Annotated in this window: 12 protein-coding genes and 1 tRNA gene; 8 read left to right on the top strand and 5 right to left on the bottom strand. The window is 66.2% G+C overall.

The features are described 5' to 3' along the window. Positions 1 to 23 precede the first annotated feature (23 nt). The gene (locus tag ACZ5BT_RS03235) at positions 24 to 947 is read right to left on the bottom strand and encodes a sugar ABC transporter substrate-binding protein (RefSeq protein ID WP_464885188.1); all 924 of its coding nucleotides are present in this window, start codon (positions 945 to 947) and stop codon (positions 24 to 26) included. A 140-nt stretch (positions 948 to 1,087) separates the two neighbouring features. Here ACZ5BT_RS03235 and ACZ5BT_RS03230 point away from each other — a divergent pair, with 140 nt between their 5' ends. Genes ACZ5BT_RS03230 through ACZ5BT_RS03215 form a run of 4 tightly spaced genes read left to right on the top strand, consistent with a single transcriptional unit; the run spans position 1,088 to position 5,115 of the window. Continuing rightward, positions 1,088 to 1,849 carry a (Fe-S)-binding protein gene (locus ACZ5BT_RS03230; protein WP_464885187.1) on the top strand — a complete coding sequence of 254 codons (762 nt, stop codon included), beginning with the start codon at positions 1,088 to 1,090 and terminating at the stop codon, positions 1,847 to 1,849. A gap of 4 nt (positions 1,850 to 1,853) precedes the next feature. Continuing rightward, positions 1,854 to 3,263 (top strand): LutB/LldF family L-lactate oxidation iron-sulfur protein, encoded by a 1,410-nt coding sequence (locus tag ACZ5BT_RS03225; RefSeq protein ID WP_464885758.1) that lies wholly within the window; start codon positions 1,854 to 1,856, stop codon positions 3,261 to 3,263. Then, positions 3,238 to 4,104, top strand: coding sequence for a LutC/YkgG family protein (locus tag ACZ5BT_RS03220; protein ID WP_464885186.1), 867 nt, complete (start codon positions 3,238 to 3,240; stop codon positions 4,102 to 4,104). The genes ACZ5BT_RS03225 and ACZ5BT_RS03220 overlap by 26 nt, the downstream gene beginning before the upstream one ends. 51 nt (positions 4,105 to 4,155) lie before the next feature. Continuing rightward, positions 4,156 to 5,115 carry an NAD-dependent epimerase/dehydratase family protein gene (locus ACZ5BT_RS03215; RefSeq protein ID WP_464885185.1) on the top strand — a complete coding sequence of 320 codons (960 nt, stop codon included), beginning with the start codon at positions 4,156 to 4,158 and terminating at the stop codon, positions 5,113 to 5,115. 688 nt (positions 5,116 to 5,803) lie between these two features. Here ACZ5BT_RS03215 and ACZ5BT_RS03210 read toward each other — a convergent pair. Continuing rightward, positions 5,804 to 5,880, bottom strand: a tRNA-Met gene (locus ACZ5BT_RS03210). Positions 5,881 to 6,025: 145 nt separating this feature from the next. On the opposite strand from ACZ5BT_RS03210, the gene der reads away from it, so the two are divergent. Then, on the top strand, positions 6,026 to 7,327 hold the full coding sequence (gene der / locus ACZ5BT_RS03205; protein WP_464885184.1) for a ribosome biogenesis GTPase Der: 1,302 nt from the start codon (positions 6,026 to 6,028) through the stop codon (positions 7,325 to 7,327). Between the two features lie 76 nt (positions 7,328 to 7,403). Here der and ACZ5BT_RS03200 read toward each other — a convergent pair whose 3' ends face one another. Next, positions 7,404 to 8,138, bottom strand: a complete 735-nt coding sequence (locus ACZ5BT_RS03200; RefSeq protein WP_464885183.1) for an SIR2 family NAD-dependent protein deacylase — start codon at positions 8,136 to 8,138, stop codon at positions 7,404 to 7,406. Positions 8,139 to 8,159: 21 nt separating this feature from the next. On the opposite strand from ACZ5BT_RS03200, the gene ACZ5BT_RS03195 reads away from it, so the two are divergent. Beyond that, the gene (locus ACZ5BT_RS03195; RefSeq protein WP_464885182.1) at positions 8,160 to 9,200 is read left to right on the top strand and encodes a potassium channel family protein; all 1,041 of its coding nucleotides are present in this window, start codon (positions 8,160 to 8,162) and stop codon (positions 9,198 to 9,200) included. Next, positions 9,197 to 10,654 carry an NAD(P)H-hydrate dehydratase gene (locus tag ACZ5BT_RS03190; RefSeq protein WP_464885181.1) on the top strand — a complete coding sequence of 486 codons (1,458 nt, stop codon included), beginning with the start codon at positions 9,197 to 9,199 and terminating at the stop codon, positions 10,652 to 10,654. Before ACZ5BT_RS03195 ends, ACZ5BT_RS03190 begins: the two co-directional genes overlap by 4 nt. Before the next feature lie 15 nt (positions 10,655 to 10,669). Here ACZ5BT_RS03190 and ACZ5BT_RS03185 read toward each other — a convergent pair whose 3' ends face one another. Together ACZ5BT_RS03185 and ACZ5BT_RS03180 are read right to left on the bottom strand one after the other, a co-directional pair. Beyond that, positions 10,670 to 11,287, bottom strand: coding sequence for a GNAT family N-acetyltransferase (locus tag ACZ5BT_RS03185; protein ID WP_464885180.1), 618 nt, complete (start codon positions 11,285 to 11,287; stop codon positions 10,670 to 10,672). Between the two features lie 2 nt (positions 11,288 to 11,289). Next, the gene (locus ACZ5BT_RS03180; protein WP_464885179.1) at positions 11,290 to 11,802 is read right to left on the bottom strand and encodes a ubiquitin-like small modifier protein 1; all 513 of its coding nucleotides are present in this window, start codon (positions 11,800 to 11,802) and stop codon (positions 11,290 to 11,292) included. Positions 11,803 to 11,818: 16 nt separating this feature from the next. Between ACZ5BT_RS03180 and glyA the strand changes: the two genes are divergently transcribed. After that, positions 11,819 to 13,033: a serine hydroxymethyltransferase gene (gene glyA, locus ACZ5BT_RS03175; RefSeq protein ID WP_464885178.1), complete on the top strand. Its 1,215-nt coding sequence runs from the start codon at positions 11,819 to 11,821 to the stop codon at positions 13,031 to 13,033.

Here is a 13,033-nt window from a genome sequence, read left to right as displayed (position 1 = left end):
GGATCCCCCGCCCCGGGGCCTGTTTAGCGAATGCCCTTCTTCGAAAGGTCGATCACCTGGGCCGCGTTCTTGGGGATGACGAAACCCGGACCGGTGAGGACCACGTCGTTGGCCGGGAAGAGCCCGTAGCGGATGTAGTTGGTGAGGAAGACGATGGGCAAATACCCTTGCAGGAACTGCTGCTGGTCGATAGCGAACGCCATTTTGCCCTCGCTCAGAGCCTTGAGTACCGCTGGGGAGAGGTCGAAGGTGCCAAAGGTGACCGAGCCGATTTTGCCGGCTTCTTCCAACGCCTGCAGCGTGGGCTCGGCACCAACCGGGCCGAGGGTCAGGATCCCCTGGATGTCGGGGTTGCGCTGGAGGTAAGAGAGAATCGCGTTTCGCACCTCGGTGAAGTCGGTGGGGACCGAGAGCACGTCGACGCTGGCGCCGGGGCCGAGACCGTCCTTGAAGCCCTGGCAACGCTGGTCGAGCGCGACGTTCCCGACCTCGTGGTTGACGCAGACGGCCTTCTTCACCCCCATGGCACGCATCTTTTCTCCGCCGCCCTTACCGGCGATGTACTCCTCCTGGCCAACGTGCATCATGACCCCGAACTTTTTGAACACGTCGGCGCCCGAGTTGATGGAGATCACCGGGATGCCGGCTTCGACGGCGGCCTTGATGTGGGGTCCGAGGGCGTCAGCGTCGGGGATCGAGACCACGAGCCCGTCGGGCTTCGAAGCGATCGCGGCGTCGATCAGCTGGCCCATCTGCACCATGTCGAAGGTTTCGGGGGCGCGGTATTCGACCTTGACGCCGAGCTCCTTGGCCGCGAGGTCCACGCCGTTTTTGACCACGGACCAGAATGGATCCGCCGCCTGCCCGTGCGTCACGACGACGATCCGCTGGGCCGCGGCCATGCCGAAGAGACCCGCCAAAAGAAGTGCCACCAGGAACTTGCGCATACTCCCCTCCTTTGTGATGCCGGGATTCAGGATACCCCCTTGGCTTACGGTTCGTCAACCAAGTCGGGCCGAAAAGCGGCAAAACAAAACCAGATGGCTTTCGGTTCCGAAAACTGTGCGGGGTATAATCTCGCTAAACCATGCGTGTGGCACTGTTCGTGACCTGTCTCGTGGATCAGTTCTTCGCTCAAGCGGGGGTGGCCAGCGTCCGCCTCTTGCGTTCGCTCGGGGTCGAGGTGGAGTTTCCCCGCGGGCAGACCTGCTGCGGCCAGCCCGCCTTTAACGCCGGACACTGGCACGAGGCCCGGGCGATGGCCCTGCATACCCTCGAGGTCTTCGAGGATTACGACTACGTGGTGCTGCCGTCGGGCTCCTGCGCCTCGATGCTGCGGGTTCACTACCCCGAGCTCTTCAAAGGGCGGGGGCCGGCTTCGCGAAAAGCCATGGCCCTTTCGGCCCGCACCTACGAGCTCAGCCAGTTCATCGTCCGGGTGCTGGGCGTGGAGGCCCTGGGGCAGGGGCTTTTGGGCCGGCGTCTGGCCTACCACTACGGCTGCCATGCCCTGCGGGAGCTTGGGGTGGAGGACGAGCCGGTCAGGCTTTTGAAGAACGCCGGCGCGGAGATCGTCCCTTGGGCTGAGGATCGCGAGTGTTGCGGTTTTGGCGGTCTTTTCTCGGTCAAGATGCCGGTGGTGAGCGTGGCCATGGCCGACCGCAAGCTCGACGGCCTGCCCGAGGCCGAGGCGGTGGTGAGCACCGACGCCGGGTGTTTGATGCACTTGGCCGGGCGCATGGCACGCCGGGGCATGCGGATGCCGGTGCGCCACCTGGCGGAGCTGCTTTGGGAAGCGCGCCAGGGCCAAGAAGGCGCGGGGCAAACGGAGGCGGCGAGCCATGCCTGAGAAGATCGAACTTCGGATCAGCGACTTCCCACGCGCCTCGGCCAGCCTCATCGAGGACCATCCCGAGGTGCGGGAATCGGTCTACCGGGCAACGCTGCATTTCGACCAAAACCGGGCCAAGGCCTACGCCGAGGTCCCCGCTGAGGCCTGGCGCGACTACGCCCGCGACGTGAAGGCGCACCTCCTTTCCCGTCTCGCCGATTACCTCGAGGCGGCCGAGGCCCGGCTCAAGGAAAACGGTGCCGAGGTGCTTTGGGCCGACGGCCCGGAGGACGCGCACCGCATCCTGGCCGAGATCGTCGAGCGCCACGGCGTTCGCCGGGTGGTCAAGGCCAAGAGCATGCTCACCGAGGAGCTCGGGGTCAACGCCTTCCTCGAGGCTCGGGGCCTCGAGGTCTACGAGACCGACCTCGGCGAGTTCATCATCCAGCTGGCGGGCGAGCCGCCGTCGCACATCGTCGGTCCGGCCATCCACAAGAGCTTGGACCAGGTGCGAAGGCTTTTCCACGTGCATCTGGGAACGCCCCCCGACGCCGAGCCCGAGGTGCTGGCTAGGGCAGCGCGCGAGTTCTTGCGGGAGCGGTTTTTGACGGCCGAGCTCGGCATTTCCGGGGCCAACTTCCTGGTGGCTGAAACCGGCACCATCGCCCTGGTCGAGAACGAGGGAAACATCCGCCTCACCACCAGCGTGCCCAAGGTCCACGTTGCTTTTGTCGGTATTGAAAAGCTCCTGCCCCGTTTCGACGACCTGGCGATCTTCCTGCAACTTTTGGCCCGGGCGGCGACCGGCCAGCCGATCGGCACCTTCGTCAGCCTGATCCAGGGGCCGAAGAAGGATGATCCCGATGGTCCCGAGGCGCTCTACGTGGTGCTTGTCGACAACGGGCGGACCGCGGCCCTCGCCGACGATGAAGCTTGGGAGGTTCTCCGCTGCATCCGCTGCGGAGCCTGCCTCAACGTGTGTCCGGTCTACCGTCAAATGGGCGGGCATCCCTACGGCTTTGTCTACTCGGGTCCGATCGGCGAGATCCTGGCGCCGCATTTCCTCGGCGTTGAGGGCGCCTATCCTCTCTATAACGCCAGCACGCTCTGTGGGGCCTGCGGGGAGGTGTGCCCGGTGAAGATCCCAATCCCAAAGCTCATCCTGACCTGGCGGCATCGTGCGGTGGATTCGGGGCTTGCGGCGCCGGCCGAGCCGCAGCTCATCAAGGCCTACGCCGAGACCATGCGCAGGCCCGGTGCTTACCGTTTGGCCTCAAAAGCCCTCCGGCTTTTGCCTTCGGCCCTGGGCAGCGAGCGTCTGCCGGTGGTTCGGGCCTGGACCCGTTACCGGGCCGGCCTGACCCCGAGCCCGAGACCCTTTCACGAGCTCTGGGAGGAACTCGAAGATGAGCGTAAGAACGCGAATCCTTGAACGCATCAGGACCGCCCTCGCCGACCGTCCGGCGCTGCAGCTGCCCGACGTGCCCGAGCCGGCAGAGGTGGCGTGGGAAGAGGCGTACCAGAATTTCGCCCTCCGCCTGGAACGTGCCGGGGCCGAGGTGGTGCGGTTTGGCAGCCCGCAAGAGGCACGGGGCTGGCTATCCGAGTTCGCAAAGCCCTTCGACCGGGCCTGGGTGAGCCCGCGGGTACCCGAGCGGCTCCGGCCGGATTTGCCGGAGGCGGAGCCCGAGGTCGCGGAGCTCGGCGTGAGCTACGCCATCGCCGCGGTGGCGGAGACGGGCAGCGTGGTGTTGGCCTCGAGGGAAGGCCGTCGCGGACAGCTGCTCGTGCCCACCCAGTTGGTGTGGGTCGAGGCCGGGGTGCTCTACCCCACGCTCCTTGCCGCCCTGCGGGCGGTGAGGGGCGAAGGCGTGGCAGCGCTCGGGTTGCACTCGGGGCCCAGCAAGTCGGCCGATATCGGCCAGATCATGGTCAAGGGCGTGCACGGGCCGGGGCGGCTGGTGGTGGGGGTGCTGGCTTTTCCCGCCCGCAGGCTGGACTGGGGGCGCGTCGAGCGCCTGGCGGGAAAGCGCCTCCTCACCAAGAGTGGAAAACCCTTCACGGTGGTGAGGGTGACCGAAAAAAGCGTGAGCGTTCGGCCGGAGGGCAGCGGCAACACCTACACGATCGCTCGCAGCAATCTGGAAAGAGCGGCGCGGTTCGTTGCCGAGGGTGGCGAGCTCAAGGGTCCGACTGACTATAAGGCCCATATTGCCGATCAGGGACCGGCCTATGCCTGGGTCATTTTGAAGGAAATCGGCGTGCTTGGGTGATCACGGTCAGCTGCGAATCCCGGGGCTCGGCGACGAGCGTACAATAGCCCCATGCGTGCGATCGTGACAGGAGGGGCCGGTTTCATCGGCAGCCATCTCGTCGATGCCTTGCTCGACCGGGGTTTTGAGGTGATGGCCATCGACGATCTGTCGAGCGGGCGGCGGGAAAACGTCGCCCCCCAGGCCGAGTTCGTGGCCCTCGATATCCGGGACCGGAGGGCCGTCTTCGAGGTTTTTAAGGCGTTCCGGCCCGACTTCGTGTTCCACCAGGCGGCCCAGGCCTCGGTCTCGGTCAGCGTTCGCGAGCCCTACTTGGATGCCGAGGTCAACCTGATGGGTGGGCTGAATGTGCTCGAGGCCGCGCGTGAGGCCGGCGTCCAGCGCTTCGTCTTCGCTTCGACCGGCGGGGCGATCTACGGCGAGGTCCCCGAGGAAGAGCGGGCGACGGAGGACTGGCCGGCGCGCCCTAAAAGCCCTTATGCCGCCGATAAAGCCGGGTTCGAGTATCACCTCGAGGCCTTCTGGCAAAACTTCCAGCTGCCTTACACCAGCCTGCGCTACGCCAATGTCTACGGTCCACGGCAAAACCCCCATGGCGAGGCAGGCGTGGTGGCGATTTTTTCGCACCGCTTGCTCCGCGGTGAGCCGGTCGTGCTTTTTGCCCGCGAGGAGGTCGGGGATTCGGGGGGCGTTCGCGACTACATCCACGTGAGCGACGTGGTGGCGGCGAACCTCCTGGTGATCGATAGGGGGCTTGATGGGGTGTATAACGTGGGCACCGGCGAGGGGCACACCACCGAGGAGGTCCTCTGGACCATCGCGCAGGTCCTCGAGGTCAAGCCGGAGATCCGCTTCGCCCCGCCCCGCCCCGGCGATTTGCAAAGGAGCGTGCTCGATGCCGCGAAGCTGGAGCGCGTCGGCTGGCGCCCCCGGCTTTCATTCGAAGAAGGCATGCGTCAGACCGCACTGTGGTTCCAGGCCCAGGTTCTGGAGCGGCCGAGGGATTCGTAGGTGGGATGTGAGGCCCTCGCCTTCAGCCTTCCCGTCCGGGGCGAACGGCGGCGGGTTAACGGGTGATTGACCCGACTCTGGGGGTGGGACTACGGTGAAGGGTATGTCGGAATGGAGAGGCGTGAATAAGCCTCGGAGTTCGGCTTTGAGGGACCGTCGATACAGGGGGGTCGGGAATAGCGAGGTGTCGGGGATGGCCAGGAAAGAAGTTTCGCGGCGCAGGGAGGAATTCCCCATCGAAAGGGGCACGGGCGTCGCGTTCAACAGGCTCTGGGAAGAGCTTGCCAAAGAGGCCGAACGCTACGTTAGCCTGGTCAGACAGCTGAAGGACATGGACATTCCGACCCCTGCCGTATCGACTTAGAGGGCGAGCTCTATGCTTCGTTGAGCCACCTCGCGACGCACGCAGGGTTGCTCCTCGAGGCCGCTGATCGAACACTGGAGGATGCGGAGTAGCGCGGTGTGAATCGCCGCGACCCCTGGTCACGACCTTGCCCTTACAGGCCCCACGCCGGTGGCCAGGATTGACGCAAGGCGCCGATGCCGGGCTGATCTGGGCCAACCTTTCCCTGGGGTCACGGCGATAAGGACTCCAGGCAGATCCGGCGTTAGCTGTCATTTAGATGTCAAAGAGAAAGGGCCCTGCGCGGGGCCCTTCGCCATTTTACCCATCATCACGGGCTTTTTCTGGTGGCGGTGGGCGGACTCGAACCGCCGACGCCGCGATTATGAGTCGCGTGCTCTAACCAACTGAGCTACACCGCCTCGCTGCGGCCAAAGACCGCACCCCACATATTAGCCATGGGGGAAGGACGCGTCAACTGGGATTTGCCTATACTATCGGGTATAATGCCGGCTTGGCACACCCCGGGGGACCCGCGGGGTCTGATGGGGAGAGGAGTTTTGCAGCATGAAGAAAGTTGTCATCGTCGGCCGCCCCAACGTGGGCAAATCGAGCCTTTATAACCGCCTCGTCGGCCGCCGCGACGCTGTGGTTGCGGACGAACCCGGTGTGACGCGGGATCTCAAGGAAGCCGTGGTGGAGACCGATACCGGGCGGTTCCGGCTGGTGGATACCGGGGGGGTGTGGTCTGGCGATGCCTGGGAAGAAAAGATTCGCGAGAAGGTCGACCGGGCCCTCGAGGACGCCGACCTGGTGCTCTTCTTGGTCGATGGCCGGGCCGAGCTGGCCCAGGCCGACTACGAGGTCGCCGATTACCTGCGAAAAAAGAAGAAACCGGTTTTGCTGGTGGCCACCAAGATCGACGATCCCAAGCATGAGCTCTATCTGGGCGAGCTCTACGGGTTGGGGTTTGGCGACCCGATCCCGACCTCGGCTGAACACCGCCGGGGTTTTGACGAGCTGATCGAGCGCATCTGGGCCACGCTTCCCGTGTACCAAGATCCTGACGAAGGCGAAGTCGAGCCCTTGAAGCTGGCCATCATCGGCCGGCCGAACGCGGGCAAGTCCTCGCTCTTGAACGCGCTCCTCGGCGAGGAGCGGGTGATCGTCTCCGAACAGGCGGGAACCACGCGCGATGCGATCGATGTCGAGTTCGACTTCGGCGGTCGCCGGTTTCGTCTGGTCGATACCGCCGGCATCCGCAAGCGCCCGGAGACAGCGGTGGAGTGGTTCGCCATCCTGCGGGCCCAGCGGGTGATGCGTGAGGCCGACGTCGTGGCTTTGGTGGTCGATCCCTTCGAGCTCGGCGACCGCGAGCTGAAGATGGCGAATGAGGCCCTCGAGGCCGGGCGTCCGGTCATCCTGGTGGTGACCAAGTGGGACCTGGTCCCAAGGGACGAGCGGCGAGGCGTGCGCCGGGCGATCCGGGAAAAGCTCGCCCACCTGCAGCACCTGCCGATGGTTTTCGTGTCCGCCAAGACCGGTGAAAACCTCACCCGAATTCTGAGCGAGGCGGTCCAGCTCTACGAGGAGGCCCACCAGCGGGTCGAGACCAGCGACCTCAACCGCATGGTTCAGGTCTGGTGCCTCAGGACCCGGATGCCCAACTTCCGCGGCCGGTCGCTCAAGATCTTCTACGCCACCCAGGTCCAGGTGGCTCCGCCGACGTTCGTCTTCTTCGTCAATTACCCCGAGTTCGTAACCCGGGCCTTTGAAAACTACATCAAAAACCGAATCCGCAGCGACCTCGGGTTTTCCCGGGTCCCCTTCAAGCTCACCTGGCGCGGGCGCAAAAAGTCCGGCGATTAGGTGGTTGCCCGAGGCTTTCTGCCGCTCCGACAAGGCAATCTCGCATCGGTATGCTGAAAAGCTCGCGGGCGCGTCCTTAGGTCTGGGGCTTGAGGAGGCGCGCCAGGCCCTCGACCGCGCCTTCCCTGAGCGAGAGGTCGGCGACCGGCGTCAGGGGGGTAGGTTCCGGGTTGATTTCGATCAGGTAACCCCCGGCCATTTTGGCAAGCCGCCCCAGCGAGGCGGCGGGCTCAACCAGGGCCGAGGTGCCGATCACCAGCGCCACCTCGGCGTGGAGAAATGCGGCCTGGGCCTTTTCCAGGGCTCCGGCCGGCAAGAGCTCGCCGAACCACACCACGTCGGGGCGCATCAGGGCACCGCAGTGGGAGCAGCGGGGCGGGGGCTCGAAGCTTTCCGGTGGCGGCAGCGGCTCGGTGTGGCCGCATCGGGTGCAGCGGGCGCGGAGGATGCTGCCGTGGAGCTCGACCACGCGTTTTGAGCCCGCCCGCTGGTGCAGGCCGTCGACGTTCTGGGTGACGAGGAGGAACCCCTCGCCCTTTTCGGCCTCGAGCTCGGCCAGCAGGTGGTGGGCGGGGTTGGGCGTCGCCTGCTGCACCCTGGCATAGCGCCAGGCGTACCAGCGCCAGACCTCCTCCGGGTTTCTGGCAAACCCCTCGGGGGTGGCGTAGTCTTCGAGGCGAAAGTTCTGCCACAGCCCGCCGGGGTCGCGAAAGGTGGGGATCCCTGAAGGGGCGCTGATGCCCGCCCCGGTCAGCCCCGCGACCCGACTGGCCTGCTCGATTCGGGCCTTGGCTTCCTCGAGTCCTTCCACGTTCCTTATCCTAGGGAAGGCATGCCTCGCCCGTCGGCCAAAACCCTGGAACAGCGTCTGGCGCTGCCGCTTTTCATCCTGGGCGCGATCTTCCTCATCGGCACCGGCGGCTACTGGTGGCTTTGGCGAAACGAGGGGGCGACGTTGCTCGACGCCCTCTATATGGTCTTCATCACCACCACCACCATCGGCTACACCGAGGTGCTGCCGGTGAAGACGCCGCTTGAGCGCGTCTTCACCATGGCCGTGGGAACCTCCGGCATCGCCACCCTGTTCTACGTGCTGGGCGTTTTCATGGACTATGTGGTCGAAATGAGCGCCACCCGGCGTAGGCTGGTTCGTATGGAGCGGGCCATCGAGCGTATGCGGGACCACGTGATCGTGGTCGGTTACGGCCGCGTTGGCCGGCAGGCCGCCGAGCAGCTCAAGGACAGCCGGGTTGGTTTCGTGGTCGTCGAGCGCGATCCCGATCGCGTTGCCCGGGCCATGCACGACGGGGCGCTCGTGCTCGAGGGCGACGCCACCGACGACGAGGTCCTCAAAAAATCCGGCGTGGAACGGGCCCACGGTTTGATCGTGACCACCGGCGTCGATGCCACCAACCTGTTCGTGGTGCTCTCGGCGCGCAGCCTGAATCCAAAGCTCTTCATCGTCGCCCGCACCGAGGACGATTCGGTGAGGACGAAGATGTTGCGTGCTGGGGCGGACCGGGTCATCGACCCCTATGCCGTGGGCGGGCGGCGACTCGCGAACCTGGTCGTGCGCCCGGCGGTGGTGGACTTTCTGGAGACCACCTTGCGTCGGGGCGGCGCGCCGCTCTCCATTGAGGATTTGCGCGTGGAAGCGGGCAGCGTGATGGATGGGAAGAGCCTTGCCGATCTCGAGATCCGCAAACAGCACCAGGCCACGGTGCTGGTGGTGATCCGCGATGGGGTGCCGGTGGTCAACCCGGCGGCGGATTTCGTCTTGCGGTCTGGGGATCAGATCATCGTTTTGGGGGTACAGGAAGCACTCGCGACCCTCGAGGGCCTGGCGCGGGGAAGCGGGAGGCGAGGCGCATGAGGCTCTACAGCGCGGATGCAATGCGGGCGGTCGACGAGCGGGCACGGGCGCTCGGATATCCCACCCTGCTGCTGATGGAAGCGGCGGGGCGGGCGGTGGCCGAGGTGGTCGGGCGGCGCTACCCCGGCGCCCGGGTCTGTGTGCTCTCGGGCAAGGGCAACAACGGTGGCGACGGGTTCGTCGCCGCGCGGTGGCTCAAGGCCTTCGGGCACGAGGTCGCCGTTTTCGCGCCGTCGGAGGTGAAAGCGGGCGACGCGCACGTCATGCACTCGGCGCTCGTGGTCGCGGGGGTCGAGCCCGAGCCGGTCGAAGAGTGGACGCCGGCGGGTTTCGACGTGGTGGTCGACGCCCTCTTTGGCACCGGTCTCACCCGGCCCCTCGCCGGTCGGTGGGCGGAGCTCGTCGAGCGGGTCAACGCGAGCGGCCTTCCGGTGGTGAGCGTGGATCTCCCCTCGGGGTTGCCCTATCACCCCCACATTCGAGCCCGGGTCACGGTGGCGCTCGCGGGGCTGAAAAGTGAGCACCTCTTCTATCCCCACCGCGAGGCGTGCGGGGAGGTGTGGCTGGCGGGGATCGCCATGCCCGACTCCGCCTACGAGGCGGCGGCGGATGCGCCGGAGCTCATCCTTCCCGAGGCGATGCGCTCGCTCCTTCCCAGGCGTTCGGGCAACGCCCACAAGGGTAGCGTGGGGCGTGTGCTGCTGGCTGGGGGTTACCGGACCTATCCCGGTGCCCTCGCGCTGGCGGCGAGGGGCGCCTACCGGGCCGGGGCTGGCCTGGTGGGCGTGGCCTATCCCGGGGGCGCGCCGGTGATGCCACTGGTGGAGGCGGTGCGGCTGCCGGTCGCTGAGTGGCGCGGCGATGCCCTGCCCCCTTTCCGGGCCGATTCAGTGGCGGTGGGCATGGGGAGCGGGCCTTTGGGGGTGTCGGCGGCGCGCGCGGTGCTCGAACTCGGGCTCCCCACGGTGATCGATGCCGACAGCATTCACGGCGAAGTGCTGGCGGCCTATGCGGAGCGAGGTCGGCCCGTGGTGGTAACCCCGCACCCGGGCGAGGCGTCGAGGCTTTTGGAGATGTCCCCGGCCGAAATCGCTGCCGACCCCCTGTTCGCGGCCCGGGCCCTGGCCGGGCGGTATCCGCATGTCTTCGTCCTCAAGGGCGGGCCGACCGTGATCGCCTACGGCGACCAGATCGCGGTCAGCACCACCGGCAACCCGGCCATGGCCAGCGGGGGGATGGGGGATGTGCTCTCGGGTGTGATCGCCGCCTTTTTGGCCGCGGGGCTCGGTCCGTTCGAGGCCGCGAAGCTCGGGGTGTTCCTGCACGGGCTCGCGGGGGACCTGGTGGGAACGATCGGCCTATTGGCCTCCGAGGTGGCCGACGCGCTCCCCCGGGCCCGGCACCGGCTCGAGGCCGGTCAGGTCGATCCGTTTTGGCGTTTGGCCCCTGGTTAGGCGCCGACGGGGCGTTCAGATGAAGCCCCAGGGCGCGTCCTCGGCGCCGAAGCGCAGACGGTCGAAGCTTTGCTTCACCTTCGCCGGGGTTTTGGGGCCGATCCGGGCCATGAGCAGGTTTTCAGCGTGGGCGAAGATGTCCGGATCGTCGGTGGAGAAGGTTTCGAACCCCACAGAACTGTAGAGCGATTTGAGCAGGTCGCGGTAGGCGAACGCGGTCATGCCGCTTCGCTCCAGATCGTAGTGCCAGTAGTAGAGGGTGGCGATAACGATTTTGTCGTCGAAGCGGCCGGTTTTGAAGCTGGCCTCGAGCAGTCGCTTGGCAATACCCCGGCCCCGCCACGAAGGGGCCACCTCCACCGCGCCGAGCTCGTAGATGCCACCGGTTTTGTCCTTCCCCCAGCGCTCAAAAGCGTCGGGGCGGTGGAAGGCGGCGTATCCGACGATGGTGTCGTCGACGTAGGCGATGCTGACGCACCCGTCGGGGCTCTTGGCGATGCCGGTGAGCGCCTCGTGCTGGCGGTCCGGCGGGCGGAAGACGTTGATCTCGGGGTGGAGCTTCTTTTCGGCGATGAGCGACTCGGACGCGCAGGGGACGATCGTGACTTCGCCGGCGTCTTCCTCCGTGCCCACGGCTAACCTCCACCGCGCATGCAGGCCAGAGTGATCTTCTTCCACCAGCGCTCGGCTTCATCCCCTTCGACCTCGACCCCGAGCTTGGCCACCAGCCAGGAACCGACCTGGGTCGGCGGTTCTTCCCAGTAGCGAACCCGAGCGCCGGAGAGCGTCCACCAGCCGTCTTCGCCGGGGGTCGCGCCCCACTTTTTCAGGTAGCCCTGGAATTGCTGGGGGCTGACGCCCCCGAAGACGGTGCTGAACCTGCCGCCGCCGGCGACGGGGGGGAAGATGTCGATGACGTCGTCCTCGGCGACCGGGCTTTGAAGGCCCTCGAGGTAACGCACGTCGCGGCCGTTGATGAACACCGAGTAACCGTCGGCCACCTCGTCGCCCTCGAGGAGTTCAGCTTTGATCACGGGCCAGCGCGCGGCGAGTGCTTCGATGACCTCCTTCACCGTGCCCCCGCTGACGTTGAGGCTCTTTTCTCCCGTGAGATCGCGGAGCGTGGCGTACAGATTGACCCTGGGCATCCCTTACCATAATGGCATGTATCCACGCGACCAGGAGGTATTCCAGTGGATTGCCGCCGAGGCGCGGCGCCAGGCCGAGGGGCTCGAGCTCATCGCCAGCGAGAACTTCGTCAGCCCGCAGGTGCGGGAAGCGGTGGGGAGCGTCCTGACCAACAAGTACGCCGAGGGCTACCCGGGCAGGCGCTACTACGGGGGCTGTGAGTACATCGACGAGGTGGAAACCCTCGCCATCGAGCGGGCCAAGACCCTGTTCGATGCGAGGTGGGCCAACGTCCAGCCCCACTCCGGCTCACAGGCCAACATGGCGGTGTATTTCGCCCTGTTAAAGCCCGGCGACACCATTTTGGGGATGGACCTGGCCTCGGGTGGCCACCTGACGCACGGGTCCCGGGTGAACTTTTCGGGGAAGTTTTTCAACGTAGTGAGTTACGGCGTCGACCGTGAGACCGAGACCATCGACTACGACGAGGTCGAGCGCCTGGCCCTGGCCCACGAGCCCAAGATGATCGTCGCCGGGGCCAGCGCTTACCCCCGGGTGATCGATTTCGAGCGCTTCCGGGCCATCGCCGACAAGGTCGGGGCCTATCTCATGGTCGACATGGCCCACATCGCCGGGCTCGTGGCCACCGGTTTGCACCCCAGCCCCCTGCCCCACGCCCATGCGGTGACCTCGACCACCCATAAGACGCTCAGGGGGCCCCGGGGCGGGCTGATTTTGGGCAATGACCTCGAGGTGGCGAAGAAGGTCGACAAGATGATCTTCCCCGGGATCCAGGGCGGTCCCCTCGAGCACGTAATCGCGGGCAAGGCGGTGGCCTTTTTCGAGGCTTTGCAGCCGGCTTTCAAGGCCTATTCCCGGACCGTCATCGACAACGCCAAGGCCCTGGCGGCGGCGCTTTCCGAGCGCGGCTATCGCATCGTTTCCGGCGGCACCGACAACCACCTCTTCCTGGTCGATCTTCGTCCCAAGGGGTTGACCGGGAAGGAGGCTGAGGCGCGCCTTGATGCGGTCGGGATCACGGTCAACAAGAACGCCATCCCCTTTGATCCCGAGCCCCCGCGGGTCACGAGCGGGATTCGCGTCGGCACCCCGGCGATCACCACCCGGGGCTTCCTTCCCGAAGACATGCCGCTCGTCGCCGAGCTCATGGATCGGGCGCTGACCGAGGGGCCCTCCGATTCGATTCGCGAGCGCGTGCGGCAGCTGGCGCTCGAACACCCCATGCCCTGA

Source organism: Vulcanithermus mediatlanticus, from assembly GCF_055385885.1.
This window is presented reverse-complemented; position numbering and strand designations above follow the sequence as displayed.

Coding starts and splice junctions, on each gene's coding strand:
- ACZ5BT_RS03230 (WP_464885187.1), top strand. CDS start 1,088: ATGCGTGTGGCACTGTTCGTGACCTGTCTCGTGGATCAGTTCTTCGCT.
- ACZ5BT_RS03190 (WP_464885181.1), top strand. CDS start 9,197: ATGAGGCTCTACAGCGCGGATGCAATGCGGGCGGTCGACGAGCGGGCA.
- glyA (WP_464885178.1), top strand. CDS start 11,819: ATGTATCCACGCGACCAGGAGGTATTCCAGTGGATTGCCGCCGAGGCG.
- ACZ5BT_RS03235 (WP_464885188.1), bottom strand. CDS start 947: ATGCGCAAGTTCCTGGTGGCACTTCTTTTGGCGGGTCTCTTCGGCATG.
- ACZ5BT_RS03215 (WP_464885185.1), top strand. CDS start 4,156: ATGCGTGCGATCGTGACAGGAGGGGCCGGTTTCATCGGCAGCCATCTC.
- der (WP_464885184.1), top strand. CDS start 6,026: ATGAAGAAAGTTGTCATCGTCGGCCGCCCCAACGTGGGCAAATCGAGC.
- ACZ5BT_RS03180 (WP_464885179.1), bottom strand. CDS start 11,802: ATGCCCAGGGTCAATCTGTACGCCACGCTCCGCGATCTCACGGGAGAA.
- ACZ5BT_RS03220 (WP_464885186.1), top strand. CDS start 3,238: ATGAGCGTAAGAACGCGAATCCTTGAACGCATCAGGACCGCCCTCGCC.
- ACZ5BT_RS03195 (WP_464885182.1), top strand. CDS start 8,160: ATGCCTCGCCCGTCGGCCAAAACCCTGGAACAGCGTCTGGCGCTGCCG.